Here is a 24,939-nt window from a genome sequence, read left to right on the forward strand (position 1 = left end):
ACTCGGGGATGACGACAATTCGCTAAAGTCATCCGGGTTGCTCTGCCTGTTTGGGTTTCAAGGACAATTTTTCCCGCACCGCTTCCTCGATACCCTTCAGAATATCCTTGTTTTCCTTGAGGGCGATCTTGGCATTATCCCTGCCCTGCCCAAGTCTTTCGCCTTTATAGGAATACCAGGAGCCGCTTTTTTCCACGATGCCGTTATCGGCGGCGAGATCGAGGAGGTCGCCTTCTTTTGAGATGCCCTCGCCGAAGATGATATCAAACTCCGTTTCCCGGAAGGGCGGCGCGACCTTGTTCTTGACCACCTTGACGCGGGTGCGGAAACCGATCACGTCCTGTCCCTGTTTAAGGGCGCTCACTTTTCTGATATCGAGGCGCATGGTGGAATAGAATTTCAAGGCATTGCCGCCGGTAGTCGTCTCCGGGTTCCCGAACATCACCCCGATTTTCATGCGCAACTGATTGATAAAGATCACCGTAGTCTTCGATTTGCTGATGCTGCCCGTCAGCTTGCGCAGCGCCTGGGACATGAGGCGGGCCTGCAGGCCCATCTGGGCATCGCCCATATCGCCTTCCAGTTCGGCTTTCGGCACCAGAGCGGCCACGGAATCCACCACGAGCACATCGAGCGCTCCGCTCCGGACCAGTGTCTCGGTAATTTCCAGGGCCTGCTCCCCCGTGTCGGGCTGCGAGATGAGCAGATCGTCGGTGCTGACGCCGATCTTGCGCGCATAAGTGACGTCGAGGGCGTGTTCCGCATCAATGTAAGCCGCCAGACCGTTCATTTTCTGCGCCTCCGCCACGATGTGCAAGGCGAGGGTGGTCTTGCCGCCCGACTCGGGACCGTAGATCTCGATAATCCGCCCCCGCGGCACGCCGCCCGTACCCAGGGCAATATCCAGGCTGAGGGCGCCCGTCGGTATGACCGGGATATCGGAAATCTGTTCGCCCCCGCCCAGCCGCATGATCGCCCCCTTGCCGAACTGCCGCTCGATCTGGGTAATGGCCAATTCTATCGACTTTTCTCTATCATCTATTGCCATGCCTTACCTCCCTGAAACCGTTAATTGTTACATGTTAAGATTTAAGCTCTCACCAAAAGGGAACCTTGCCAGTTCAGTATAAACAGCCCCCTGCGGTGTCAAATCACTTTGGAAAAGTACCAGGCCGTCGGCGCGGAAGCTTCCGGCCGACCAATCGCCTGCCAGCGCCATGAACTTGACCGGGTCTCCGTCCAGGCGGGATGATTTAATCCTGCCGATGGTCAAATGGGGCCGGAATGGCCTGTCTTCCTTGGCAAAACCGCAATTCGCCCACCCCTGCTCCAGGTTCTTATGGAAGGTTACCAACGGTGCCGTCTCGCCTGAAAGGCCGATCCATAAAACCCGAGGGCGTTGCAGCGAAGGGAAAACGCCCAACTTTTTAACGGCCAACTGCAAGGGGGCCAGAACTGCGCTGTGTTGCTCGGCCACCCGGGAAAGGGCGATAATATCATCTCCCGAAACATTGCCGAAGAATTTCAAGGTCAAGTGGATGCTTTCCGGCTTTAACCAGCGGATATCAAAGGGACAGGAGCGCTTCAACTTGTTTTGGATATCAGCTATTGTCTGCCGGATTTCCGCCGGAAGTTCTATGGCCAGAAAGGTCCTTAGGGCTTTGTCATTGCTCATGATCCAATCCGTCTGTCAAATAATTTTTTAGCATCATAAGCGCCCACTGGGAAGAAATGACCTTGTTGCGCCGCCTGTCCCAGCGGAAAGAAAAGTTACGGCAAACAGTCTTTTTTGCATCGGCCAACGCGATGAAAACCGTGCCGACGGGTTTGGCTTCCGTGCCGCCGTCCGGCCCGGCGATACCCGTGATGGCTATTCCCAGATCGGTGCGCGCCATTTTTCGGACCCCTTCCGCCATCAGCACCGCCGTCTCTTCGCTTACGGCGCCGTGCTGCTCGATAACCTCCGGCGGCACCAGGAGCAGCTCTTCTTTGGAGGCATTGCTGTAAGTGACGAGGCCCCGTTCAAAGAACGCCGAACTCCCCGGCACATTGGTCAGCCGGTCGGCCAGCAAGCCCCCGGTACAGGATTCTGCCAGAGCCAAGGTCAATCTCTGCCGACCGAGCAAGGCCGCCACCACCCCTTCCAGAGTCTCCTGATCATAGGCAAAAATGCGGTCGGAAAATCGCTGGACCACCTCGGCCTCGGCCAGTGAGATGGCTTCCGCAGCCTTGATCCGGTCCTGATGCCGTGCCGTAAGCACCACCTCAAGTTGTGGAAATCTTGGATAAAATCCCACCGTGACGCCCATTTCCGCGAAGGGCACATGTGAGAGCTCCTCATCCACGGCTGATTCCGACATACCTGATAGCTTGATGATCCGTGTCACCACCTGGACATCATCGGCAGCTTTGCGCCGGAAATGCGGGATGACGCCATCCAGCAGCATCTTTTCCGCCTCCGAGGGAACGCCCGGCATGACGGCGATGATCTTGCCGTTTTCTTCCAGCGCAAATCCCCAGGCCGTTCCCACCCGGTTTTCAATTGTTGCCGCGCCTTCCGGAAAAAGGGCCTGCTTCGCGTTATTCTCCGTCCACTTCAGGCCGCGGCCGGTCATGCGGGCCTTGACATGCTGCAAGACCGCCTCATCCATGATCAGTTGCCGCCCGAAGGCCCGGGCAATGGCGGCCGTGGTAATATCATCGGCGGTCGGTCCGAGGCCGCCCGTCACGATCAGGCCGTCGGCCGGACCCAGCAGATAATCAATACCGCTCTTGATGGCATCGTCGTCGTCGCCAACCGACAGCATCGCCGTGATCTGCCAACCCAGCCGGTAAAGGTGACGGGCAATGAAGTTCGTATTCGTATCCTGGGTCTTGCCACTGGTCAGTTCGTTGCCTATGGTCAGTATGCCGATTCTCATTCATCACCTTTATATTACAGAAAATTTTGTCAATACTTGGAGCATTAAATTACTATAGATGCCGGCCATGACATCATCCCCCACCACGCCGTACCCGCCGGGCAGTTTATCCTCCAGGAGACGCACGGGAAAGGGCTTCAATATATCGAAAAATCGGAATAAAATAAAACCAATAATAACGGCGGGGATTGTGGCCGGCACATAAAGCATGGTCCACAGCAAGCCCGCCACTTCATCAATCACGATGCACGGGGCGTCCTTCTGACCGAAGATAAATTCCGCCTCCCCGGCCACATAAACAGCGACTGCCGTGAAAACCAGCAGGAAAACAGGGTATGCCGGCCCAGGAAGGAAAGCCAGCAGAAAATACAGCAGGATGCCCGCCATGGTCCCCGCTGTTCCAGGCGCCACAGGCGCGTAACCGCTTCCACAGCCGGTAGCCAGTAACTTGATGAATTTCTTTTTCAGAATGTTTCCCCCTGGATAAATTAATAGAAATCATCCATCTATATATAAAAATAGCGGGGCAGCCACCAATTGCCATGCAGCTCATCCATTATTAGTGGCTGTCCCTGATTAGCCAGATTCACCGGTATCTTCTTCCTTCACAGTATTTCTCCATAAACTCCGTCGTAATTCTACCCAATTGTTCATCGAGAATGCCATACACCTTGCTCACAATTGGCGCCGGGACGTCACCATAAAATGCCTGGGCGATGCCGCCCGTAATGCACGCCAGGGTATCGGTATCTCCGCCCAGCGACACTGCCGTTCGGATGGCATCCTCAAAATCGGTTGAATCAATAACTGCGCGGATTGCCTGGGGAACTGTCCCCTGCGACGATACATCAAACGTATAAATCGGGCGGATATCATCCACGTGCCTGCTCAAGTCATATTGAAATCTTGTTTCGATAAACTCCCTGATCTCAATTTTGGACTTTCCCGTCCGGGCGAGAAATATCGCTGCCGCAGTTGCCTGTCCTCCCTTGATTCCTTCCGGATGACTGTGAGTGATTGCGGTGAACTCTGCCGCCCTCTGCAAGACGGTATCGAGATCGTTGTAAGCATATCCGGCAGGACTGATGCGCATGGCCGCACCATTCCCCCAACTGTTATATGGCCCTGCCTCTTCGCTCTGCGCCCATCTGCGGAAACTGCCCCCATATCCGCCATTAGGATACAAATAGTAGAATTTCTTCAGATTATCAACATAGCTGGCCCCCGTCAGAATCGAGTCTGCCAAGGCGATGGTCAGAATAGAATCGTCCGTGAAATGGCAACGGGGCGAGAACAAGTCAAACTGCTTGGTCTTGATATTATCCCATTCATAGACTGAACCGATGATATCGCCGGCTATCGCGCCAATCATGTCATATTCCTTTCGGGGAAGCGTCCCATTCCTGAGACGGTTTTCATATGCCCCCTCCTCCTTGCACCGATTGAATCACCCATAATTCAGATTCCCCATTGGGCAACAATCGGGGACGGGTTCACATTTTACTTTTCTTCATCATTTGTGGTGATTAGCGCTGCTGCCGACCAATCCCTTGTTTTTTCAAGAAAGATATCTGCCATTCCCGCAGTGTAGGGTACGGGATCAATCACAGCACCTATCGAGCTATCTTCAAGAAGAGGCTGGAGATCTTCGGGATCATCAGGGATAATATTGTCAGAGACTATTCTGTATATGTTTTCATAATACATCGCCATCGCCTTTAGCCAGGTACTATCGTTGAAAGCGATATACGGATAATACAATGCATTATTCAACATCTTGCCCTCTCATCTCTATGGATCCAACGACAAAATCAGCGGTGAGCGTAGCGCGTCCGCTGGATTGTAATGTTGGCCTATGTCAGTTTCTTCTTTGTGGGTTTGACTTCATACAGCGATTGATCTTCCCTAACCACACAAGCCTGTTCAGCAGTGACCTTTTCGAAGAGGAGCTTGGCGTTTGAAAAAAAATCAGATGTTTCTGCTTTCAGATATCTCGCCGCCATCCTACAATATTGTGGATCAATTTCAACACCGATACTGTTGCGGTCTGTTCTCAGGGCCGCAACCATCGTCGTCCCTGAACCAGAGAATGGATCAAGCACTGTGTCTCCAGTGAAGGAAAACATCCGTACCAAGCGTGTAGCCAGCTCTAAAGGAAACGGTGCAGGATGTTGCTTGGTCGAAGCTCCGGTCATATTCCAGATTTGCTGAAACCAGCGGCCAAACTCCTCTTTGCTTATTTTGCTTGCTCCACGCTGTGACTCCGTCGGTTTTCGATATCCACCAGGCTTCCTCTGCATGAGGATAAATTCCATATCATTCTTGATAATTGCATTCGGTTCGTAGGGTTTACCAAGGAACTTGGAGCCGTTTAAAACTTCGTAAGAAGCATTGGCAATCTTGTGCCACACAATAGGATTGAGATTATCAAAACCAATACGCCGGCAAATAACGCAGATGTCGGCATGAAGCGGAAAGACGAGGTGCCGCCCGAAATTACGACGAGCCACACAGACATCTCCGACAACACAAACCAAACGACCACCCGGAACGAGTACACGGAATATGTGACGCCAAACTTTTTCCAACTCTGTGAGGAATGCTTCGTAGTCTTGAACATGGCCGAGTTGATCAGGGTTCTCATTATAACGCTTGAGGTTCCAATAAGGGGGAGATGTGACAACGAGATGCACCGATTCATCTTCCAAGAAAGATAAGTCCCTTGCATCACCGTTAATCAGTCTGTGGAATGTGGGCTGCATGAGTTCACAGGAAAGTCGCCACATGGGCAACAAGAATTCTTGCAAAACGGTCGACAGACAAGTCATCCGCAGGCGTCTTAAATATACCATTGAGACCGTCTTGAATGGATGAAGAAATGAAAGCAGAGGAAGTGTAGTGACGTTCTAAAACAAGTTTTCTACAAAAAAACTCGTACCTTCGCATGTACGATGCACCAATGAACTCAGGAAATACCTTGAAGTGCGGCTCTTTGACACTGACAGGACGGTTGGATGCCTCACAATCTTCAAGCATAAAAAAATAGCCGAGAAACGGATGTGGACTATCAAGAAATGCTCTCTCGCGGAAAGCCGTCCAAAGGTCAAGGGCACTACCCATTGCTTCTTCCGTTCTGTTGTTGAAGTTGTTGCCAAAAGACGGCCCCACTTGGGATTTAGCTTCAATGGCGGCAATCAATGTTTGATCGCGGATGACTAACAGGTCCCATTCTTTGGTTGGGCGGAAAAAGCCGGGCAGCTCAACAGTCTTCTTCTGAAATACATAGCGGAGGGGGATTCCGGCTTGTGTGATGAGTTCGGTGAATAAGTCAATAAAGCCATCCATCTGAGCACCACCGGTGACGGCACTACGGAGACCCTGATCGGCCTTTCCGCCCGTCTCCTGTTTTTGCCTTTGGGTCGCCCTTGTCTTCCAGTAGTGGGCTACCGCTTTTGCGGTTCGATTGTCTATTTGGGTCATACTTATGTGAGAATTCATTATCATTAATGTTTATCAAGTTTCACAATGATATACCAGCTTATTATTTAGGCTAACGCAATGCATCAGCGGCGCGGGCAACAGCCTGCGTCCGCCTGGATGCGCTGGTTATATTCATGGATCTGTTTTCTCAATATAATCTTCCCCAACCCCGACGGCATCAAACAGGCTTTGAATCGTGTACGAGGCGTCATGTTCATACCTGTTTACAGCGTCTAGAAGGGTACGCCATGCCATTTTGTAAGCCTTGGCTCTACGAGAAGGCATTAGGAAAGTTAATAGTGCTATACATAAGGCTGACAGCCATGCCAGACTATCGATAGCGTATGGGACTGTTTGTAATATCTTGGGATTCGATGCGACAGAAATCGCAGACATTGTTCCGCCTACACCGAGCAAGTAATGAACAACCCACCATTTGTGAAAATATCCATACCAAGCCTTAACCAGCTTTGACACTTCTTCTGGAACTTCTCGCTTATCCATGTTTTCCTCTTTTTGAATATAACGGGGCGCTCACCGGCTGGCGGAAGCGAAGCTGAAGCCAGTCCGCTGTGCAGCGCTATGTTGGGTGCCTCTTCTCAGTGCCAGCGAGTCACGCCGGGCACCTCCCTATAAAGTCTCTGACGCCCATATGCATTAGATTTACCTGCTCCTTGGTGCAGCTCGCGTATTGGCCATGCGCAGCTTTATTCCTCAAATCGAGCCATGCGGTAACATTCTTCTGGTCGAGCTTGCCATACACGCCAGCCGCGCACAGGTCACTATTCATTTGTTCTGCCTTCTTGGGCCTTTCGACAGCGCCAGAACGAATAGTTGCGTCAATACCGCTCTTAGTGCAAAGATTCCTTAAGTGAGACTCAAGGGCGCTACCAGCGACTACTGCTGACGGGTCTTTGTAGCCCTCATCAAGAAGGTGGTCAGCCATTTCGATGAAGTCGTCAAATATCTCGCCATGAATCAGCTCGCTGACGTTCTGCAGATAACCTGAAGCGATGCTAACGCGGAGGGATTCCACTACACCAAGGAGACGTTCGAGTGCATACTCTTCGGCATAGGATCCCGAAAGAATTTGTTCTGCTATTCTGGCATGAGTTGAGTCTATAGGATCAATCCGAGAGATAACGGCTTGGCACATTGCCATAAGTTGCTGCATGCGGCGCGGAGACAGGCTCGGTTCCATTTCGTTAAATCCAAGTTCCTCTGCGGCTTTGAGCACAGCGTCAATTTGCCCCAACAGACTCTTAGTGTAGGACGGGTTCATTCCACCTCCATTAGCACACCTGATTGGCTGTTTCTATGCACCCAACGAAAAGCTAAGCCGGAGCAGCTCCGCGGGCTGCGATCGGCTTGAGCAGCTTGTTGTGCGATTCTTTCACCAGTACCTTGCTTTCAAATATGCCAGCCATGATTTCGTATCTGGGATGTTGCGGGCATCCTTCAGCATTTCGCATGGGTCGCATGAAATGTACTTCGCCGGCGTCTTCAGTATTTTCTGCCATGCGTCGTGAATGTTCCGACCGCTGAGACCTGGTGTTGTGATGGTCTCTTTGAGGTCCTTATTTTGTTTGGGTATGATATGAACATTCACACACCGACTACAGTCCAGTTCTCTGTGCTTCTCAAATTGCCAGGCAAGAAGGGTCTGCCTCATCATCTGGTAAAAGGGCTCAAAGTAGAGTGATCGAGGGTCCAAGTTAGGAACAAATGGTCCCTCCGTGCTTGTAATCAGTGGATCGTAGACACCAGCTCGCCGGAGAATGTAAAGGTCTTCTATTGCATAATACTCAGTGTATTTCCATTCCAACAGAAAGAGCACTCGTTTCTTGTCAGCGGTTGATCCAAGCATAACCGCATCAACAGATGTACAGTTGGCGCCTCTGGTGAATGCTCTTTCCTTTAGGTATTGACGCGTTCCGATATACTCAAACTCAACATATCCGGTATCGACAGGCATCGCTTCTTGAATTGTTGGGTCAATCGCTTTTAGTACTGTCGTTGCGATGTCTTTTCTTTGTCGCAGGAAATACAAATGGTTGAGACATGCGACTTGAGAGGAAAGCAGGTGACCAGTGGGATCAGAGCCTGTTCCCTTCCACCAGGGGATACGGTTGGTTGAAAAGTAATGCTTCGCGTCATCCCTTATACCAGCCCAGAGATTCAGCGATGGGTCCTTGAGCACAAAATCGCGTTGTTTGCCGAAGAATAAACCAGTTCCGGGATCTTTGAACAAGGTATCTCTGATCTCAACCGCGCGTTGTCGCTGTTCCTCTCTATAGTTCATGTCTATTCACCTTTCCGATCTTCATGCACAACGTGCTGCTCAGGGGTGCGCGGCTTTTGGCGCGTCCCTTGCGGCGGCGAGGTTAGGTGGTGCCCCGCAGCCACCGGATAAACTCTGGCACCATCCGGTAGATTGGTGCGTTCCCGACTGTAATATCAATAAGTAGACCCATCTCATCAAGCCAGTCTATTTTTAGTTGAAGGTTTTCATGCTCCTTCTCGACGTAGAAAAACCGTGGCTTCTCGGAGTTGAAGATCACGCTTCTACTTGGTTGGATAACCAATTCGCGAATAAGCTCCGAACCGTCCCCACGAACATCTTCTCGCATCTCAGCGATGAGTTCTGGCATGAGTCGCTCTGCCTCAAGAAACACTCCCTCGGACTCAGTGTATGGCGAGCGTCTCTTTTCAAGAGCTCGCTCTGCTGCCTTTTCAGCGTCTTGCTTCCACTCAATTAACTTACCCTGCGTGTACTTGGAAAGATCGCTGTCGATTAGCTTCGCGCACGATTGGCAAAGCCAAATACCATTCGACGCGGATTGCCGCTCTGTGCTTGTGAGCATATCGTCGAATCGTGGACCACCAGGAGAAGCCGCAGTGATGTGAGCAGCTACACCAATGTTGACGCTCCCAGAAGGCTCGCTCTTCGGCCCGCTTGTCGGTTGCCGACAACCGGGATTTGAGCAAAGAAAACCAACTCGCTTCGCCAACTCTTCCTTGATTGTTGTCGGAAATTCGTCCCTCATATTGTTCTCCGGTAATTTAGCGTTGCTTTCCACCTAAAGAGCCTGTAGGAAAAGTCTGATTTGACTATTTTGTGAAAAATCCCGCTTAATAAAATCAGATACTTATAAGCCGGGGAAATGCCCAAATAACAAGTTTTACCCCTTTTCCTACAGGCTCAACGGAAACATCAGCCGGAGCTGGGCAGCGCCCAGCGATCGGCTGCATGTGCTTGTTATTTAGTAGTATTTTCACTCATAGTACACTACCCTAAAACTTGGAGTTTCTGAGTCTATGTCGCAGTCTGTCGGGAATTTTAGAAACACGTTTAAGTCTGGTTCTATAGCGTTCTCGTCTCTGAATGCAACGCTTGCAAGCAAATCTTTCATAGGCTGTTGCTTGCCTGTGCCCGCTTCCCAAACACCTTCCTGCCAATCGTGTAAGAAGTGTCGCACTTTCTTGGACGGATCGTCCAGGAAAGTGATGGATATAGTCCCTTCAGAATGATCTGAGGCCCGTGCGATAATTGCATAGGATACACGTACCCCTTCCGCAATGGGCCATCTGTGATTCACGTGTACACACGCGGGAAAGATTTTGAAATAGAGCTTCCATTGTGGAAAGCGCGGTAATTGGCGAATATCATCGGTCGATATTTTCATTCTGCCTCCTTTTATCCGTTGAAGATAACGGCGGAGCTAAGCTGCGGGAACTGGAAGTTCCCGCAGCTTAGCTCCGCATAACCGGCTGGCAATGGAGCGCAGCGGAATTGCCAGTCCGAGTTGATGCGGTTGTTATGCCTTCAGAATTCGGGGGACACCTCACTTAATTCAGAGTCTTTGATCTCATTCACAATAATTAAGTATGGTGTCCCCTATTTCCATCCGGAGCGTAGCGATCGGCTGTATTGCTTTTGTTAGCCATTTATTGAATCACCCAAGTCATCTTTCATGAACTCGATCAAATCACGGGCAATTTCTTCTCTACCTTCGTCATCAAAATCTTCATCATTGCCGATCTTGAACTTCTCCAAGTAGCTGACAATCTTCGCCATGCTCTGAGAGGCTCCAGCCAGAAGATGGCAAAGATAGAAGAAGGATATCCCTTCAGAAATAGTACCCCTTTCAATTGCTGGTTTCTCATCTGGCGCCCAATGCTCGCTAAGACGAATAATTTTATGCTGATGCTGCGCGAGGAGTGATTTGAGGTCTTCAATTGTCTGGAGTCCGAAATAATGTAATTTTTCGACGTTCCCTGCAATCGAATCTTCGTTAAGCTGTACCGAGTGACCAAGATTCGCCGCTATTGCCGAGTCCAAGCTACGAACTAGAGAATCCGCTCTAGCAAAATCAATGAGGGATATTCGATCAAGGGATACATCTTTGGGCTGTTGGACTATTTTGACGGAAACTTCACGACTATATGCGTCGAGGTCACTGCGTATCTTAACGAACTCGTCATCGGCGAGTTCCAGAAGCCCTGCTAACCTCGCGAACTGTCGTCTTGCTGTCCGCGGAACTTCTCCTGAGGTCTTGTACCCCAAATCGTGTTCGATCTCTGCCCAAGCGTGTTGAAGAATAGACCTTATCTGGATTTCGGCCTTCAATCCAGTAAAAACGGTGTACTCAGAAAATGCGCATCGTGCTGCTGACAATGATATAACATAGTGTAGTGATAGATAACCAAAGCGGTCCGGGTCCAATATCGCGCGTTTATCGATAGAATTTTTGGGGTCAAGGTCAAACTCGTCTTTGATCATTCTGGCAATTTCATCAACTTGGTCGGAGAAATAGGCGATAACTCTTATACCGGCAATGTCGGTCACATCGCCGATGGTGCTATATGAAGCGCCCTTTTTCGCTACCTTTTTGATACAGCTTTCTCTCGTCTTCATCCTTGCCGTTATTGAATGAACCGAAATGGCCCTACTTTTTAGTAACTGTTCGAGCAACACATGGACGCGCTCGCAGAAGTCACTATAAAGCGTATGCTGGGCGTCATATTGTTTCATAATTGAAAGTTCGTGCGCCATTAACTCCTCCAAAAAGATGTAATGTTGCTTAGGCTAACAATAAGTATCCTCCGGCAGAGCCGGAGGTATTACGATTGCTGGCCCCTCAAAGGGGCCTGACCGCAATCGTTTAAAAGCCAGGCACCCGTATTTCGGATAGTTGATATATTCTGAAAGGTATTCTTCATGACGATGGCACTCTATCTGAACGGTCGAAGTAAGTTTAAAAACATATTCCCGGAACTGTCAAACTCCGGGAGTCCCCCGGCAGAGCCGGGGGTTTACCGATTTTAATAATTAAATACCAGCGCCTTTCATTGCCGCCTCTACACCTTTGCTGAATTCCGTGGGAACGGTTGTTATTCTGGCCGCGAGGTCCTTGTCCAGAAGCATGAGGCCCTGGGCATCGGCGCCGATAAGCTTTAATTGGGCGAGAATTTCCTGATCATTGCTTTCTTCTTCCACCTGTTCGGTGACGTACCATTGCAGGAAAATCTGCGTGGCATGGTCCTTCTCGGCTATCGCCTGATCCATCCAGTCATTGATGGATTTGGTGATGTACTGCTCATGCTCCAGGGTTTTCTGGAACATCTCGAGGGGCGATGCAAAGGTTGCCGGGGGCTGGGATATCGTCTTTAAAGCTACGCTGCCGCCGCGGTGATTAATGAATTCGTAGAACCGCATGGCATGCAGCATCTCTTCATGATACTGAACCATAAACCAGTTGGCGAAGCCCTTGAGGCCCTCATGGGTGGCGTATGCCGACATGGACATGTAAAGATAGGCCGAGTACATTTCACGATTTATTTGCTCATTCAAACTGTCTTCCATGGTCTTGCTTAGCATTGTCTTTTTCCTTTCCGGCATCGCGGGAGGCGGCCCTGACAGAGGCATCCTCCCGGAAATCAGCCACGATTAATAGTTTTCCGCCAGCTCTTCAAAATGTGCCTGGGGGTGTTTGCAGGCCGGACATTGCTCCGGTGCAGCTTTCCCTTCCACAACATAACCGCAATTGCGGCAGTGCCACTTTACGGACGCATCTTTTTTGAAGACTTTGCCACCCTGCACATTCTTCAGAAGCGCCGCATACCGGGCCTCATGATATTTTTCCACCTTCGCCACCTGCGTAAAAGTGTTATACGCCTGGGTAAAACCTTCCTCCTTGGCTATCTTTGCAAAACCCTTGTAAAGTGTTGACCATTCAAACTTTTCCCCGTCGGCGGCCGCCCGCAAATTGGCCGCCGTGTTCCCGATAACACCGGCCGGATAGGAAGCAAGAATTTCTACTTCTCCGCCTTCCAGCAAACTAAAGAAAAGCTTCGCGTGTTCTTTCTCATTGTCGGCTGTTTCCTGAAAGACAGCGGCAATCTGCTCATAACCCTCTTTCCTGGCTGCGCCGGCAGCATAGGTGTAACGATTTCTGGCCTGTGATTCACCGGCAAAAGCGGCCAAAAGATTTTTCTCCGTCTTGCTTCCCTTGAATTTCATTTTTTCTCTCCTTTCGTTGTCTGGGGGTAAATCTCATTTTTGGTCGTTCATCTGGCTCCCTCTAATTTGATAAATGGCGCCGGTTGGAAAGCGATATGGGTGGTATCTGCTAAGAGACTCATTAACTTTGTTGGAGATTACCGGATACCCGTTGAGATGTCAAATTGAATATCGGGGCCAGCAGAGCTTATGCGTACTTTCCTTCCCGGTAGGTGGCCATGCGGACATTGGCGTCCAGATCCTTCTTGCGCAGGCGGAGGCTGCCCGGGGTTACCTCGACGAGTTCGTCCTCGGCGATGAATTCTATGTACTGGTCCAGGGACAGGACCCGGTGTGGACGGAGAATCACCGTGGCATCGGAGGTGGAAGCCCGCATATTAGTTAGTTTTTTCTCCTTGACGATATTGACGTTCAGATCAGTGGAGCGGTTACGTTCTCCGACGACCATGCCGCCGTAAACTTCCGTTCCGGGCGCCACCATGAGCTCCCCGCGGTCCGCCATCGCATGGCTGGCATAGGCGGTAACCTTGCCGTTCCGATCCGCCACCAAGGCGCCTGTGACCCGCTGCGGAATCGGGCCGAACCATGGCTCGTAGCCCTCGAACAGTGTATTCATCACCCCGGCGCCTTTCGTGTCCGTCAGGAAGTGGCTCCGAAAGCCGATGAGGCCGCGCGCCGGGATGATAAAGTCCATATTGATCCGGCCGCTTCCCTTGTTGATCAGGTTAGCCATCCGCCCTTTGCGCACGGCGAGTTTTTCTGTGAGAATCCCCACGTACGCCTCCGGTATATCCAGAAAGAGACGTTCCACCGGCTCCATGACCTTGTCGCCCTCTTCCTTCGTGATCACCCGGGGCCGGGAGACCAGGAATTCATAGCCCTCCCGGCGCATCGTTTCGATAAGGATCGCCATCTGCAGCTCCCCGCGTCCGCAGACCTCAAAGGCATCGGCCCGGTCGGTCGGTTTCACCCGGAGGGCCACGTTCCGCAGGATTTCCCGCTCCAGCCGTTCCCGAATATGGCGGGAGGTGAGGTACTTGCCTTCCCGGCCGGCAAAGGGGCCGTTGTTGACGTAGAAGATCATCGAGACCGTCGGTTCGTCAACCTTGATCCGCGGCAGGGGCTGGGGATCAAGAAGGTCGGAGATCGTATCACCAATGTTCAGGTTGCTCAGCCCGGCAAAGGCGACGATATCTCCCGCCTCGACCTTCTCCACAGCAACCTTCTTGAGCCCTACAAAGGTGTAGAGGGCCGAAAACCTCACCCCCGTTGTGACGGTCTTTTCGCCGCAGAGGCTGTAAGATTTGTTCATTTCCAGGATGCCGTTCATCAGGCGGCCGATGGCGATCTGACCCACATAGGAATCGTAATCGAGGTTCGTGACGAGAAACTGCGGCAGGGCGTCGTCGGCGCCTTCCGCGCCAGGAATCTCCGTAAGAATGGTGTCGAAGAGCGGCCGCAGATCAGTGGAATCATCGCCCTGCGTCCGGTGGGCCACACCCAGCTTGGCATTCGTGTAGAGGATGGGGAATTCGATCTGCTGCTCAGTGGCGTCGAGATCAATGAAGAGATCGTAAACCTCGTTGATCACCTCCTCGATCCGGGCATCGCCGCGGTCAATCTTGTTAATGACGAGGATGACGGGCATCTTCCTGGCCAGAGCCTTTTTGAGGACGAAACGCGTCTGCGGCAGGGGGCCTTCGCTGGCATCAACGAGCAGGATCGCTCCGTCCACCATATTCAGGCTGCGTTCCACTTCCCCGCCAAAATCGGCGTGGCCCGGCGTGTCTACGATATTGATTTTAATATCTCCGTAGCGGATGGCCGTATTCTTGGCCATGATCGTAATGCCGCGCTCTTTTTCCAGATCCATCGAATCCATGACGCGGTCCTCTATCACCTGATGGTCGTTGAAGGTACCGGTCTGTCTAAGCATGCCGTCCACGAGCGTTGTCTTGCCGTGGTCAACGTGTGAAATAATGGCGATATTCCTGATCTTTTCCTTACGCATGTGCTTTCTGCCTGCCTTTCAAATAAAATCCCCTCCCCCCTATAGTTAGTAAAGGGCGGAGGGGGGATCGTCATTACCAGTTCCGTTTATCGGGGTGAGGTTGAATATTATGACCATCTGAGTCGTTTGTCCTTATCACAAATATCAGTCGCGGTCAACCAACGTTTACGACCGATTTCTTATCCGGATTTTCCCGGCTCCTTCGTGTCCGTCAATAATCTCTCTATTTTTTGGATGTTACTGAGTTTTACTGAACCAGGACAACCCCGGTAATGCGGACAAATTCAGATTTTTTGCAGGAAGTTGTCCTTGCCCCCGATCCTCCCCCAAGAATGCCACCTTCTCCCTCAAAACGTCAACCTTGAAGAAAATGCTTGCTTCAATCGGAAATAGTGGATATTGCTTTCTCCATGCTCATTATGATACCGCGGCAGGCAGTGTGAGGTGCCGGGGCCATCGGATATATGGACGAAATATTTGATTGTTTCATGATGGGTGGCATGTGATAAAATCACATATAAAATTATTGTCGGGCGGCCATTCAAAAAAAGCAGGTGAATTCCTATTAACACCCATGTTCGGTGCAGGCACAACGAAACATGAAAATCCCCCCTTAACCCCCCTTTGATAAAGGGGGGGATGGGGGGATTTTCATATAAAAAATCACAGAAAAGGAGGTGGCGTATGATTAAGGAATTTAAAGAGTTTGTCATGAAGGGAAATGTGCTTGACATGGCAGTGGGCATCATCATTGGTGCAGCCTTTGGTAAGGTGGTCACATCGTTTGTTAGTGATGTACTTATGCCCCCCATTGGCCTCCTGCTCGGTAAGGTAGATTTTAGCAATCTTTTCATCAACATGTCTGGTAAAACGTTCGAGTCACTGGCAGAAGCCAAAAAGGCAGGTGCGGCAACCTTGAACTACGGTCTTTTTCTTAACACGACGATTGATTTCCTGATAGTTGGCTTTGCCGTGTTTCTCATGGTCAAGCAGGTAAACCGCCTGCAGCGTCAGCCGCCGCCTCCTGCCCCCAACACACGCGAGTGTCCCTTCTGCTTGACCACTATCGCTCTCAAGGCCACCCGCTGCCCACACTGCACGTCAGAACTTCTTCCCCGGTAAGTCTGCCTGCGGTGGAATGAGTGCGGTGCCTTAACGTTCGCCTCGGTGATTTTCTGATTCTTTGCCAATCGGCGAGACGATCAGGCATCAGATGGTTGCTTCCGACTTGAATTTTGCGATTTGCTCGGCTGAATACCCCAGAATATCTCGATAGATGACTTCATTGGCCGACCCGTGGGGAAGACCGGGGAAGCGTATTTTTCCGGGACGGCCCAGCATGCGGAAGGTGACATCGGGCATTTTGAGCATGATACCGGTGGCGGGATCTTCCATCTCAATGATGGTCTTTCTTTCCCGGTAATGCTCGTCTTTGGCAATGTCTTCCATATTCGGAATCGGGCCGGCCGTAATGCCCTCGCGACGGCAGATTGTCAGAGCTTCTTCATTGGTCATGGTCAGATACCACTGCTGGATAATGGTATTGAGTTGGAGGCGATTTTCAGGTTTGATCCGGTCCACATTCGTCTTGAAACGCGGGTCGCTGATCAGCTCCGCCCGCCCCATCGCCTTGGCCAGCGTTTCCCAGGGTTTTTGGGCGGAACAGGACATGGCAATCCATTTGCCTTCTTTGGTCTGGTAATTGTTTCTCGGCGCAGCGGCCCTCAGCTCATTGCCGATCGGCCCGGGAATCGCACCGGTCAGGGTATAACTCAGGAACTCGGGGCCCAGGTAGCCGAACAGGGATTCATACAGGGACACATCAATGACCTGCCCACCCCGCTCGCCTCTTTTGGCCGCGATAAGCGCCAGCGAAACGGCAAATGCCAGGTGGACGCCCGTCGTAAAGTCCGCCAGCGCCATCGGAGGGCTGGTGGGACTGCCGCCCGGGTAGCCGTTCAGATACGAAAATCCGCTGAAGGCCTCGGCCAGCGTGCCGAAACCGGGCTGGGTGGCATGCGGTCCCGTCATGCCGTAACCGGAAACCTTGCCAATAACGAGGCCGGGGTTTTCCTGCAGGAGCATTTCATGGCCGAGGCCCAGCCGATCCATGACCCCCACGCGCATGTTCTCGATGAGGACATCGGATTTGCGAACCAGCTCCCGGAACAGCTTTTTCCCGTCGGCACTTTTCAGGTTGATGGTTACGGGGAACTTATTGCGGCCGATAACCGAATAGTACGGCTCGATCCCGCTTGCTTCAATAAAGCCCCAAGTACGCAAGGCATCCGGGTCGTCGGGGTTCTCAATCTTGATGACCTCAGCACCCGCATCACCCAGGAGCGCCGCCGTATAGGGCGCAGCGATTACCGTCGAAAAATCGAGAACCCTTTTCCCTTCCAGCGGCAACCCTTCATACTGGCAAGGTTTTCTCTGCCCCTCGATAAATTTGATCAGTTCATCTTTTGATCTGACCACGGTATTTTCCTTTGCTTTGGGCTCTAACCGGCCTTGGGGGCCTTCTTGACCTTGAAGTCTTTTGTCAAGATCTGCCCTTCCGAGAAGAGAAACACAACACCGATCAGACAGACAATGCTGCCGGCAAACGCACAGATAATCTGGACGAATGTCGGTGGCTCAAAAATACTGATCAGGCATAACGCCGCAACTGCAACAACTATGGTAACCAGCCCACCCAGTTTTTCCAACATAGTTAACCCCTCATTACGACTAACTTTAAGTTGACTAATTGTTGTCCGGTACTTGCCCGGAGCGCACAATGACGTAGAGCATGAGACAGCCCACGGCAACCACGAGACCAAAAATAATAATTACATGAACGGGCAGCACGGTTACCAACGCCCACAGAATGAAATTACCGGCAACAGCGCCGACCACCGTCAAAAAATGTCGCATCTTTTTTCCTCCAGACACAGGCTACAATCGCAGGGGCGACGCATACGTCGCCCTTACATTCACCTCACTACGAAATCCCGACATGAAGCCGGCATCATCATTTGTACACCAGAGACGGCACCCACAGACCGATCTGCGGGAAAAGGTAGAGCAATAATATGGCTAAACACTGGATTACCATGAACGGCAGCATCCCGATGAAGATCTGGTTCAGCGTCACGTGCGGCGGCGCCACTCCCTTCAGGTAAAATGCAGCCATTGCCACCGGCGGCGAGAGGAAGGCCGTCTGGAGGTTCAGGGCCACAAGCAAACCGAAAAAAAGCGGATCAATGTTGAAGTGCGCCAAAAGCGGGATGAAGATCGGCATGAAGATGACGATGATCTCGGTCCACTCCAGCGGCCATCCCAGGAGAAAGATGATCACCTGCGCCAGCAGCATGAACTGGGTCGGCGTCATTTCCATGGATTTCACCCAGTTGTTGATGATCTCCTGCCCGCCTAAGAGCGCGAAGGCCGCCGCGAAGATGCTCGAACCGATGAAGAGCCAGCAGACCATGGCCGAGGTCTTCGCGGTGAGGTAAACCGACTCCTTAACGACGGTGAAATTGAGCTGCTTGTAGGCCGCCGCCAGAACGAAACCGCCGAAGGATCCCATCGCCGCCGCTTCGGTCGGGGTGGCGAGCCCCACGACGATCGTTCCGAGGACCCCGAGAATGATCAGGGCCAGCGGGAAGAACGATCCGAGAAGCATCTTGAAGATCTCGAGCCGGGCAAAGGTGAAGATCACATAGAAGATCACCGTCCCGGCCCCGATAATGCCGAAAGTAATCCAGAACACCAATGGCGGGGGATTGCGAGGCGGGGCAACCTGTACCGCCGGCTGCGCCGCCGGTGCCGCAGGTTTTACCTCAACAGCTGGTTTCGGAGTCTCCGCCGGGACAACAGCCTGTACTGCCTGGTTGGACTCTACCGGTGGTTCCTGCAGTCCGCCCTCCGTTGGGGGTTCTTGCAGGCCGCCTTCGGCCGGAGGTTCCTGTAGGCTACTGGCTTGCGGCTGCTGGAGGTTGCCCGTATCGGCAGACTGTTCCATAGCTGATAGCGTCTCCCCTCCCATCTCCTGGAGACCTGCTGTATCAACCAGCGAAGGAGCCGTCGTCCAAAGGTAGACTACCAGAATGATCAACACTGCGGCGAGCGCCGGAAGGATCGCGATAATCATATGATTAATAAGCGTCTTCATCGGAACGTCGGCGTTGCGCTTCCCCTTGATTGCACTGATAAGCCCCACCAGAACGTTGTTGCTCTTCGTCGTGCAGATCACCTCTGCGAACTTGGGCAGGAACACGCACGCGTCCTCCTCGGAGAGAGGCGGGGCGATGCTTGGTTTGAGCTTGGCGGAGATAATGATGTAGCCGAGATAGAGACCCGTCAGCATGAAGCCGGGCAAAAACGCCCCGGCGTAAAGCTGGACGACCGATACACCTGCAGTCGCGCCGTAGAGGATCAAAAGAACCGACGGTGGGATCAGGATGCCGAGGGTTCCGCCGGCTGTTACGACGCCGGCCGAGAGACGCACGCTGTATCCGGCCTTGAGCATGGCCGGAAAGGCGAGGAGGCCCATCAGCGTCACGCAGGCCCCGATGATTCCCGTGGCGGTGGCGAAGATCGCGCAGGTGATGACCGTCGCTACGGCGAGCGATCCCGGTATCCGGGAGGTAGCCAGGTGAAGGCTCTTGAAGAGCCGGCCGATCAGGTTGGCCCGTTCGACGAGGTACCCCATGAAGACGAACAACGGAATAGAGATAAGAACGTCGTTGTTCATGACGGCGTAGGCCCGCTGCGCCACCAGATCGTACGTGTGTCCCATTGCTGTGCTCGGATTTTCGCTGTAATAGGCGAAAAAAGCAAACATTGATCCCATTCCCATGAGGGTGAAGGCGGTGGGAAAGCCGAGCATGATGGCAATTACGATCATCGCCAGCATCAGGAGGCCGAGGTGGCCGTTGGTCCACTGGGCGAACGGCGGCATGAACCAGAGCACCCCGACCAGCACCAGGGCCATGATAGCTATTCCAAACCAAGCTTCCTTTTTCATTTGCCGCCCCCTTTCTCGTGCGTCACGTACGCATCGAGCTTCGCGATATCCTCGTCGGTGACATGCACCGTTGCCTTCAGTTTCTCCACGTCCACCTCCTCCACGTCGTGGATGCGCGAGGGCCACTGGCCGGCCTTAAGGCACAAGACACAGCGGACCATCTCGACGATCCCCTGCACGAGGATAAATGCCCCGGCAACGGGGATGATCGTCTTGAAGTGGTAGAGCGGGGGACCGTCGGCGGTGATGCCCGAATGCTCGAAGATCGCCCAGGACTCGCCGGCATAGGTGTAGCCGGCCCAGCAGAGCGCCGTTATCCCCGGCAGGAAGAAGAGGATGTAGAGCGTCAGGTCGAGGGCGGCCTGCACACGCGGTGGGAAGAAACCGTAGAGGACGTCGCCGCGGACCATGCCGTTTTTCGAGAGGGTGTAGGCGCCCGCCATCATGAACAGGGTCCCGTACATCTGGAGCATCATATCGAAGGCCCAGGCATGGGGGGCGTCCATAGCGTAGCGGACGAACACCTCGTAGGTGATCAGAAAGGTGAGCGATACGATCAGCCAGGAGAACGTCTGGCCCGCAAACGTGCTGATTTTGTCAATGGTGATCAGTATTTTCTGCATAGTGAATCCTGTCCTGAAAAAGGGCCATCCGGGCGCTGTCTGCGCCGGGATGGCCGGTCACTGATGTCGTAAACCCGTTACTATTTCTTCGGTTCTGCCTTTGCGGGTGCGGCCTTTGCGGGAGCGGCTTTCTTGCCGAAGTAATGGTTATAGGCCATGCGCCGGTTGACGTTGTAATCCATATCCCAAGCTACTGTGCGCTTCGCGAACGCAAACTGCGATGCGAGGATCTCCTTGAACATGGGGTTATCAACCGACTTCTTCGCCGTGACCTTATCGTAGGCGATGAGCTGCGCTTGCAGGATAGCGTCGGGGGTCTTGTAGAACTTGACCTTGTCCTGGGTCTGCATACCGATGTAATCCTTCGAGTAGCGGTCTATGGACTTCCATCTCATGTCGGCCGAGGACGCCTCGACGGCGCCCTCGATGAGCGCCCTCATCTTGGCCGGCAGCCCATCGAACTTGGTCTTGTTGAACAGAATCTCGAAATCCTCCGCGTTCTGGTGGTAGCTCTGGAGCATGCAGACCTTGGAGACGTCGGGAAAGCCGAGCAGGCGGTCGGAGGAGGCATTGTTGAACTCCGCCCCTTCCAGCAGGCCGCGGTCCATCGCCGGCACGATCTCGCCGCCGGGCAGCGCGTTCACCGATGCACCCATGCCGTTGAACACGTCAACGGAAAGCCCTACGGTGCGGTACTTCATGCCCTTCAGGTCCTCAACCTTGGTGATGGGTTTCTTGAACCATCCGAGCGGCTGCGTAAACATCGGCCCGTAGGGAAACGATACCACGTTCGCGCCGATGGACGCGTAGAGCTTCGCCAGCAGTTCCTTGCCGCCACCGTACTTGTGCCAGGCCAGCAGCATGTCGGCGTCCATGCCGAAGCCGGGACCCGAGCCCCACAAGGCCAGTGCATTCTGTTTGCCGTAATGGTAAACCATCACGCCGTGGCCGCCATCTAACGTCCCCTTGGACACGGCATCGAGTAGGCCGAAGGCCGGCACCACGGAGCCTGCGGGCAGCACCTCGATCTTGAGATCACCACCCGTCATGTCGTTGACCTTCTTGGCGAAGTCCAGAGCGTACTCGTGAAAGATGTCCTTGGTTGGCCAGGTACTCTGCCAGCGCATCGTAATCGGCCCCTCCGCTTTGAGAATCGCCGGGAAACCCAGCGTTGCGGCCCCGGCCGTTGCCACGGCGGCCCCGGTCAGGAATTTGCGGCGTGATACGCCTGTCTTCTTGGTGTCCGTGCTCGTTTCTTTCGTTGTCATAATTGCCCTCCCATGTGTGATTGAAAAAAATGACTGTCCGAATCCAATAAACCTTAACCGTTAATGCCAACATCAAATAATAATAAATTTGCTGTCCTGTGAATCTTAAACGCCCCCCATAAAAATGTTCCTGAGACTACCAGCCATGAAATAACTTTGTCAAGGAATATTTCCGCAATAAAATACCGGTAATTATTGCAAAAGTATTGGATATGATGTAATGGACACGCCATGGACAAATCACAGCCTGTCTTAAGCCTGATGGAAGCCTTGGGGGGGATCAAGAGCCGGCAATTTACTTCCGAGGAGTACACCCAGTCGCTCCTGCACCGGATCGCCCTGCTGGATGGAAAAATCCAGGCCTGGACCTGGCTTAAGCCGGAGGAGGCGCTCCAGGCCGCCCGCCGTTCCGACAGTTATCTGCACGCCGGTGGCGCACCCGGCTCCCTCCAGGGCCTGCCCATAGGCGTAAAAGACATCTTCGCCACCGCCGGCGTGCCTACGGAAATGGGTTCTCCCGCCTTTGCGGGCCACGTTCCCAAAGGATCGGCCAGAGTGATTGAAAGGCTTGAGACACAGGGAGCCTTCGTTATGGGCAAGACCGTAACCACCGAATGCGCCTTCTTTTTCCCAGGAAAAACCCGTAATCCCTGGAATCCACTGCACACGCCGGGCGGGTCATCGAGCGGCTCCGCCGCCGCCGTCGCGGCTGGTTTTGTCCCGGCCGCCCTGGGTACGCAAACCAACGGTTCCGTCATCCGGCCCGCCGCCTTTTGCGGGGTTGTCGGCTTTAAACCGACCCAGGGCGCCATTCCCATCGAGGGCGCCCTGACCTTCAGCCACACCCTGGATCAGGCAGGCATCTTCACCCGTCAGGTGGAGGATGCTGCCTGGCTGTCGGCCTCCCTGGCCGGTGAAAGCGCGGGATTATTGCCGGCAATTTGCGCCCGCTCCACGCCTCCCCGCCTGGCGGCAGTGAAAACCCCGGTATGGGAACAGGCAGAGGATTATGCCCGGCAGCATTTCATGGATAATATCGCTACATTAAGAAAGGGCGGCGCCCAGGTGGACGAAGTGGAATTACCCGAGATATTCAGCCTCGCCCAACAGACGATCAGAACCATCATGGCGGCCGAGGCGGCCTTTAACCTGGGAGAACTGCAGCTCAAGCAGGCACCTCTTCTCAGCCCAGTCTTGACGGATTTTCTTGCCGAAGGAAGGAACGTAGGGGCGGCGGTCTATTTGCAGGCCCTGAAGATACGCCAAAACCTGCAAAACGAACTGGAGCGCTTCCTGGCCAAATACGATGCCGCTATCACGCCGGCCGCCACTGGCGAGGCGCCGGCAACGCTCGAACAGACGGGCAATCCCGCATTCTGCTCCATCTGGAGCCTCTGCGGCGTCCCGGCCATTACCATCCCGGCAGGTTTTGGTCCGCGTGGATTGCCCCTGGGATTGCAGATCGTGGGCCCGCAGGGGAAGGATGACCAGGTCTTGTCTGCGGCCCATTGGTGTGAAGGGTTGCTTTCCTTTCCTTCCTGGGAGGAAAAACAATGAAACCGGAGGAATTTGCTGAGGCAATTATAAAATCACGCGAACTGGTGGAGTCGGGCAAGTACACCGCCTGCCCTTGTGTGCAGACACGATGCGAGTGGCATGGCAAATGTTTTGAGTGCGTGATGATCCACCGGACAAAGAAGCATCATTTGCCGGAGTGCCTCCATCCTCTTTTTAAGGAGAAGATCAGGGGACTTGCCAAGATGGTTGAAGCGGGGATTACGGGAGAAGGTCCGACAGATGCTCACTGGGACTATCTGCACCGGATCGCACCACCCAAAAAGAAAGCTTGACGGCCAGTCAGATTGAAGAAGAAACGGAGGATATATGAAAAAGTTGCATTATGCGTGGGTTATTGCCTTTACCGGGACACTTGTGACAATCCTCGCCCATGGCTTCGGGAGGATGTCATACTCTGTAATATTGCCATCTATGAAGGATGGTCTGGCGCTGAGTTATACACAGTTAGGCTCGATTGCCACGGGTAACTTCATAGGGTATCTCTGCCTCGCCATCATCGGAGGTTTTCTTGCCGCCCGTTTCGGGGTAAGGAGAGTTGTCTTCATATCTCTTTTGGTCATAGGTGTAAGCCTTTTTCTGACCGGGTTTGCCGATTCTTTCCTTTACGCATTTTTTATGAGACTCATCACCGGAACAGGAAATGGGGGGAGTTATGTTCCCATTATGGCGCTCCCTGCCGCCTGGTTTGTTATGGAAAAAAGAGGCCTAGCAACCGGCATAGTATCCGGCGGCATTGGAGCCGGACTCTTTTTTTCCGGGATCGTTCTCCCGCCTGTCATAGCGGCCTTCGGGCAGGAAGGATGGAGATATGCGTGGTTTTTGCTGGGAATTACCGTATTTATTCTTGCCTTCGTCTGTTATGCGTTTTTAAGAAATAACCCGGCAGAAAAAGGCCTGTCTATTTACGGCGGAGAAGAGGCGCAGAAAGGCGGACCAAAGGTTACCCTGTTTTCGGCATTCAAAGATGTAGTTGTAGAACCGGAGATATGGAAGCTGGGGTGTGTTTATTTCATGTACGGGTTTTCCTATGTCATTTACCTCACATTTTTTGTCGCCTACCTGACGAAAGAAATGGGCGTAGCTCCTGTTGCCGCGGGCAGGATATTTGCCGTACTCGGCGTCTTGAGTATTTTCTGCGGTGTCATTTATGGCTGGATATCAGATGTCATCGGGAGGAGATACGGTTCCATGGTCGCCTATCTCACCCTCATGCTCGCTTACCTCATCTTGGCCTTCTGGAAGGACTATACGGGTTTTTATGTGTCTGCCGTAATATTCGGTATCGCTGCTTTCTCAATACCCACAATTATGGCCGCGGCCTCCGGCGATGCGGTAGGCGGCAGACTGGCGCCGGCCGGCCTCGGCTTTATCACCCTCTTTTTTGGGATAGGCCAGGCGTTAGGGCCGGCAATAGGCGGATATATGAAGGATGCAACGGGTACTTTCACCAATGCCTTTATCCTTTCTGCAATAGTCTCCCTTGCAGGCGCACTGGGCTCTCTGATTCTGAAGAAAAAGACATAG

27 protein-coding genes are annotated in these 24,939 nt (G+C 52.9%); 4 read left to right on the forward strand and 23 right to left on the reverse strand.

Annotated features, from left to right (window positions below; translation table 11 throughout):
- Positions 1–28 precede the first annotated feature (28 nt).
- The 17 genes from recA to typA all read right to left on the reverse strand — a co-directional run bounded on the left by recA (position 29) and on the right by typA (position 14,935).
- On the reverse strand, positions 29–1,048 hold the full coding sequence (gene recA, locus NT140_06755; protein ID MCX5831570.1) for a recombinase RecA: 1,020 nt from the start codon (positions 1,046–1,048) through the stop codon (positions 29–31).
- Between the two features lie 27 nt (positions 1,049–1,075).
- A complete protein-coding gene (thpR, locus tag NT140_06760) occupies positions 1,076–1,675 on the reverse strand; it encodes an RNA 2',3'-cyclic phosphodiesterase (protein MCX5831571.1) in 600 nt (199 codons plus the stop codon).
- Entirely contained in the window at positions 1,665–2,921 is a 1,257-nt protein-coding gene (locus NT140_06765) for a competence/damage-inducible protein A (GenBank protein MCX5831572.1), read from the reverse strand. The genes thpR and NT140_06765 overlap by 11 nt, the downstream gene beginning before the upstream one ends.
- Before the next feature lie 9 nt (positions 2,922–2,930).
- On the reverse strand, positions 2,931–3,389 hold the full coding sequence (locus NT140_06770; protein MCX5831573.1) for a phosphatidylglycerophosphatase A: 459 nt from the start codon (positions 3,387–3,389) through the stop codon (positions 2,931–2,933).
- A 118-nt stretch (positions 3,390–3,507) separates the two neighbouring features.
- Positions 3,508–4,293, reverse strand: a complete 786-nt coding sequence (locus NT140_06775; protein MCX5831574.1) for an ADP-ribosylglycohydrolase family protein — start codon at positions 4,291–4,293, stop codon at positions 3,508–3,510.
- Positions 4,294–4,421: 128 nt separating this feature from the next.
- A complete protein-coding gene (locus tag NT140_06780; protein MCX5831575.1) occupies positions 4,422–4,697 on the reverse strand; it encodes a hypothetical protein in 276 nt (91 codons plus the stop codon).
- Between the two features lie 77 nt (positions 4,698–4,774).
- On the reverse strand, positions 4,775–5,683 hold the full coding sequence (locus tag NT140_06785; protein ID MCX5831576.1) for a site-specific DNA-methyltransferase: 909 nt from the start codon (positions 5,681–5,683) through the stop codon (positions 4,775–4,777).
- Between the two features lie 4 nt (positions 5,684–5,687).
- A complete protein-coding gene (locus NT140_06790) occupies positions 5,688–6,401 on the reverse strand; it encodes a PaeR7I family type II restriction endonuclease (GenBank protein ID MCX5831577.1) in 714 nt (237 codons plus the stop codon).
- A 132-nt stretch (positions 6,402–6,533) separates the two neighbouring features.
- Entirely contained in the window at positions 6,534–6,905 is a 372-nt protein-coding gene (locus NT140_06795) for a hypothetical protein (protein MCX5831578.1), read from the reverse strand.
- A gap of 109 nt (positions 6,906–7,014) precedes the next feature.
- Positions 7,015–7,563, reverse strand: coding sequence for a hypothetical protein (locus NT140_06800; protein ID MCX5831579.1), 549 nt, complete (start codon positions 7,561–7,563; stop codon positions 7,015–7,017).
- Positions 7,564–7,794: 231 nt separating this feature from the next.
- Positions 7,795–8,703 (reverse strand): hypothetical protein, encoded by a 909-nt coding sequence (locus tag NT140_06805; protein MCX5831580.1) that lies wholly within the window; start codon positions 8,701–8,703, stop codon positions 7,795–7,797.
- 82 nt (positions 8,704–8,785) lie between these two features.
- The gene (locus tag NT140_06810; GenBank protein ID MCX5831581.1) at positions 8,786–9,448 is read right to left on the reverse strand and encodes a hypothetical protein; all 663 of its coding nucleotides are present in this window, start codon (positions 9,446–9,448) and stop codon (positions 8,786–8,788) included.
- 228 nt (positions 9,449–9,676) lie between these two features.
- Positions 9,677–10,087 (reverse strand): hypothetical protein, encoded by a 411-nt coding sequence (locus tag NT140_06815; protein MCX5831582.1) that lies wholly within the window; start codon positions 10,085–10,087, stop codon positions 9,677–9,679.
- Positions 10,088–10,341: 254 nt separating this feature from the next.
- Positions 10,342–11,457, reverse strand: coding sequence for a hypothetical protein (locus NT140_06820; GenBank protein ID MCX5831583.1), 1,116 nt, complete (start codon positions 11,455–11,457; stop codon positions 10,342–10,344).
- Positions 11,458–11,733: 276 nt separating this feature from the next.
- Positions 11,734–12,282, reverse strand: a complete 549-nt coding sequence (locus NT140_06825) for a ferritin (GenBank protein ID MCX5831584.1) — start codon at positions 12,280–12,282, stop codon at positions 11,734–11,736.
- 69 nt (positions 12,283–12,351) lie between these two features.
- Positions 12,352–12,924, reverse strand: a complete 573-nt coding sequence (locus NT140_06830) for a rubrerythrin family protein (protein MCX5831585.1) — start codon at positions 12,922–12,924, stop codon at positions 12,352–12,354.
- Positions 12,925–13,111: 187 nt separating this feature from the next.
- Complete coding sequence (gene typA, locus NT140_06835; GenBank protein MCX5831586.1) at positions 13,112–14,935, reverse strand: translational GTPase TypA; 1,824 nt, start codon at positions 14,933–14,935, stop codon at positions 13,112–13,114.
- A 684-nt stretch (positions 14,936–15,619) separates the two neighbouring features.
- On the opposite strand from typA, the gene mscL reads away from it, so the two are divergent.
- Positions 15,620–16,057: a large conductance mechanosensitive channel protein MscL gene (gene mscL / locus NT140_06840; GenBank protein ID MCX5831587.1), complete on the forward strand. Its 438-nt coding sequence runs from the start codon at positions 15,620–15,622 to the stop codon at positions 16,055–16,057.
- An 87-nt stretch (positions 16,058–16,144) separates the two neighbouring features.
- Here mscL and NT140_06845 read toward each other — a convergent pair whose 3' ends face one another.
- The 6 genes from NT140_06845 to NT140_06870 all read right to left on the reverse strand — a co-directional run bounded on the left by NT140_06845 (position 16,145) and on the right by NT140_06870 (position 21,837).
- Positions 16,145–17,413, reverse strand: coding sequence for a CoA transferase (locus NT140_06845; protein ID MCX5831588.1), 1,269 nt, complete (start codon positions 17,411–17,413; stop codon positions 16,145–16,147).
- A 23-nt stretch (positions 17,414–17,436) separates the two neighbouring features.
- A complete protein-coding gene (locus NT140_06850; GenBank protein MCX5831589.1) occupies positions 17,437–17,646 on the reverse strand; it encodes a hypothetical protein in 210 nt (69 codons plus the stop codon).
- A gap of 34 nt (positions 17,647–17,680) precedes the next feature.
- Positions 17,681–17,851: a hypothetical protein gene (locus NT140_06855; GenBank protein MCX5831590.1), complete on the reverse strand. Its 171-nt coding sequence runs from the start codon at positions 17,849–17,851 to the stop codon at positions 17,681–17,683.
- A 97-nt stretch (positions 17,852–17,948) separates the two neighbouring features.
- Positions 17,949–19,946, reverse strand: a complete 1,998-nt coding sequence (locus tag NT140_06860; GenBank protein MCX5831591.1) for a TRAP transporter large permease subunit — start codon at positions 19,944–19,946, stop codon at positions 17,949–17,951.
- The gene (locus tag NT140_06865) at positions 19,943–20,569 is read right to left on the reverse strand and encodes a TRAP transporter small permease subunit (GenBank protein ID MCX5831592.1); all 627 of its coding nucleotides are present in this window, start codon (positions 20,567–20,569) and stop codon (positions 19,943–19,945) included. The genes NT140_06860 and NT140_06865 overlap by 4 nt, the downstream gene beginning before the upstream one ends.
- Positions 20,570–20,649: 80 nt before the next feature.
- Entirely contained in the window at positions 20,650–21,837 is a 1,188-nt protein-coding gene (locus NT140_06870) for a twin-arginine translocation signal domain-containing protein (protein ID MCX5831593.1), read from the reverse strand.
- A gap of 231 nt (positions 21,838–22,068) precedes the next feature.
- On the opposite strand from NT140_06870, the gene NT140_06875 reads away from it, so the two are divergent.
- From NT140_06875 to NT140_06885, 3 genes are read left to right on the forward strand one after another with little or no spacing between them, the layout of a single operon-like run.
- Complete coding sequence (locus NT140_06875) at positions 22,069–23,394, forward strand: amidase (GenBank protein ID MCX5831594.1); 1,326 nt, start codon at positions 22,069–22,071, stop codon at positions 23,392–23,394.
- The gene (locus NT140_06880) at positions 23,391–23,687 is read left to right on the forward strand and encodes a hypothetical protein (protein MCX5831595.1); all 297 of its coding nucleotides are present in this window, start codon (positions 23,391–23,393) and stop codon (positions 23,685–23,687) included. The genes NT140_06875 and NT140_06880 overlap by 4 nt, the downstream gene beginning before the upstream one ends.
- Positions 23,688–23,721: 34 nt before the next feature.
- A complete protein-coding gene (locus tag NT140_06885; protein MCX5831596.1) occupies positions 23,722–24,939 on the forward strand; it encodes an MFS transporter in 1,218 nt (405 codons plus the stop codon).

This window comes from Deltaproteobacteria bacterium (assembly GCA_026388415.1).
Lineage (GTDB): Bacteria > Desulfobacterota > Syntrophia > Syntrophales > JACQWR01 > JAPLJV01.

Excerpts from the sequence above, each read along its gene's own strand:
- NT140_06865 (MCX5831592.1), bottom strand. The coding sequence starts at position 20,569 with ATGCAGAAAATACTGATCACCATTGACAAAATCAGCACGTTTGCGGGC.
- typA (MCX5831586.1), bottom strand. The coding sequence starts at position 14,935 with ATGCGTAAGGAAAAGATCAGGAATATCGCCATTATTTCACACGTTGAC.
- NT140_06860 (MCX5831591.1), bottom strand. The coding sequence starts at position 19,946 with ATGAAAAAGGAAGCTTGGTTTGGAATAGCTATCATGGCCCTGGTGCTG.
- NT140_06805 (MCX5831580.1), bottom strand. The coding sequence starts at position 8,703 with ATGAACTATAGAGAGGAACAGCGACAACGCGCGGTTGAGATCAGAGAT.
- NT140_06830 (MCX5831585.1), bottom strand. The coding sequence starts at position 12,924 with ATGAAATTCAAGGGAAGCAAGACGGAGAAAAATCTTTTGGCCGCTTTT.
- NT140_06880 (MCX5831595.1), top strand. The coding sequence starts at position 23,391 with ATGAAACCGGAGGAATTTGCTGAGGCAATTATAAAATCACGCGAACTG.
- NT140_06820 (MCX5831583.1), bottom strand. The coding sequence starts at position 11,457 with ATGGCGCACGAACTTTCAATTATGAAACAATATGACGCCCAGCATACG.
- NT140_06785 (MCX5831576.1), bottom strand. The coding sequence starts at position 5,683 with ATGCAGCCCACATTCCACAGACTGATTAACGGTGATGCAAGGGACTTA.
- NT140_06790 (MCX5831577.1), bottom strand. The coding sequence starts at position 6,401 with ATGACCCAAATAGACAATCGAACCGCAAAAGCGGTAGCCCACTACTGG.
- NT140_06870 (MCX5831593.1), bottom strand. The coding sequence starts at position 21,837 with ATGACAACGAAAGAAACGAGCACGGACACCAAGAAGACAGGCGTATCA.
- NT140_06800 (MCX5831579.1), bottom strand. The coding sequence starts at position 7,563 with ATGGCAATGTGCCAAGCCGTTATCTCTCGGATTGATCCTATAGACTCA.
- NT140_06795 (MCX5831578.1), bottom strand. The coding sequence starts at position 6,905 with ATGGATAAGCGAGAAGTTCCAGAAGAAGTGTCAAAGCTGGTTAAGGCT.
- NT140_06765 (MCX5831572.1), bottom strand. The coding sequence starts at position 2,921 with ATGAGAATCGGCATACTGACCATAGGCAACGAACTGACCAGTGGCAAG.
- NT140_06780 (MCX5831575.1), bottom strand. The coding sequence starts at position 4,697 with ATGTTGAATAATGCATTGTATTATCCGTATATCGCTTTCAACGATAGT.
- mscL (MCX5831587.1), top strand. The coding sequence starts at position 15,620 with ATGATTAAGGAATTTAAAGAGTTTGTCATGAAGGGAAATGTGCTTGAC.
- NT140_06775 (MCX5831574.1), bottom strand. The coding sequence starts at position 4,293 with ATGATTGGCGCGATAGCCGGCGATATCATCGGTTCAGTCTATGAATGG.
- NT140_06855 (MCX5831590.1), bottom strand. The coding sequence starts at position 17,851 with ATGCGACATTTTTTGACGGTGGTCGGCGCTGTTGCCGGTAATTTCATT.
- recA (MCX5831570.1), bottom strand. The coding sequence starts at position 1,048 with ATGGCAATAGATGATAGAGAAAAGTCGATAGAATTGGCCATTACCCAG.
- NT140_06875 (MCX5831594.1), top strand. The coding sequence starts at position 22,069 with ATGGACAAATCACAGCCTGTCTTAAGCCTGATGGAAGCCTTGGGGGGG.
- NT140_06885 (MCX5831596.1), top strand. The coding sequence starts at position 23,722 with ATGAAAAAGTTGCATTATGCGTGGGTTATTGCCTTTACCGGGACACTT.
- NT140_06810 (MCX5831581.1), bottom strand. The coding sequence starts at position 9,448 with ATGAGGGACGAATTTCCGACAACAATCAAGGAAGAGTTGGCGAAGCGA.
- NT140_06815 (MCX5831582.1), bottom strand. The coding sequence starts at position 10,087 with ATGAAAATATCGACCGATGATATTCGCCAATTACCGCGCTTTCCACAA.
- NT140_06850 (MCX5831589.1), bottom strand. The coding sequence starts at position 17,646 with ATGTTGGAAAAACTGGGTGGGCTGGTTACCATAGTTGTTGCAGTTGCG.
- thpR (MCX5831571.1), bottom strand. The coding sequence starts at position 1,675 with ATGAGCAATGACAAAGCCCTAAGGACCTTTCTGGCCATAGAACTTCCG.
- NT140_06825 (MCX5831584.1), bottom strand. The coding sequence starts at position 12,282 with ATGCTAAGCAAGACCATGGAAGACAGTTTGAATGAGCAAATAAATCGT.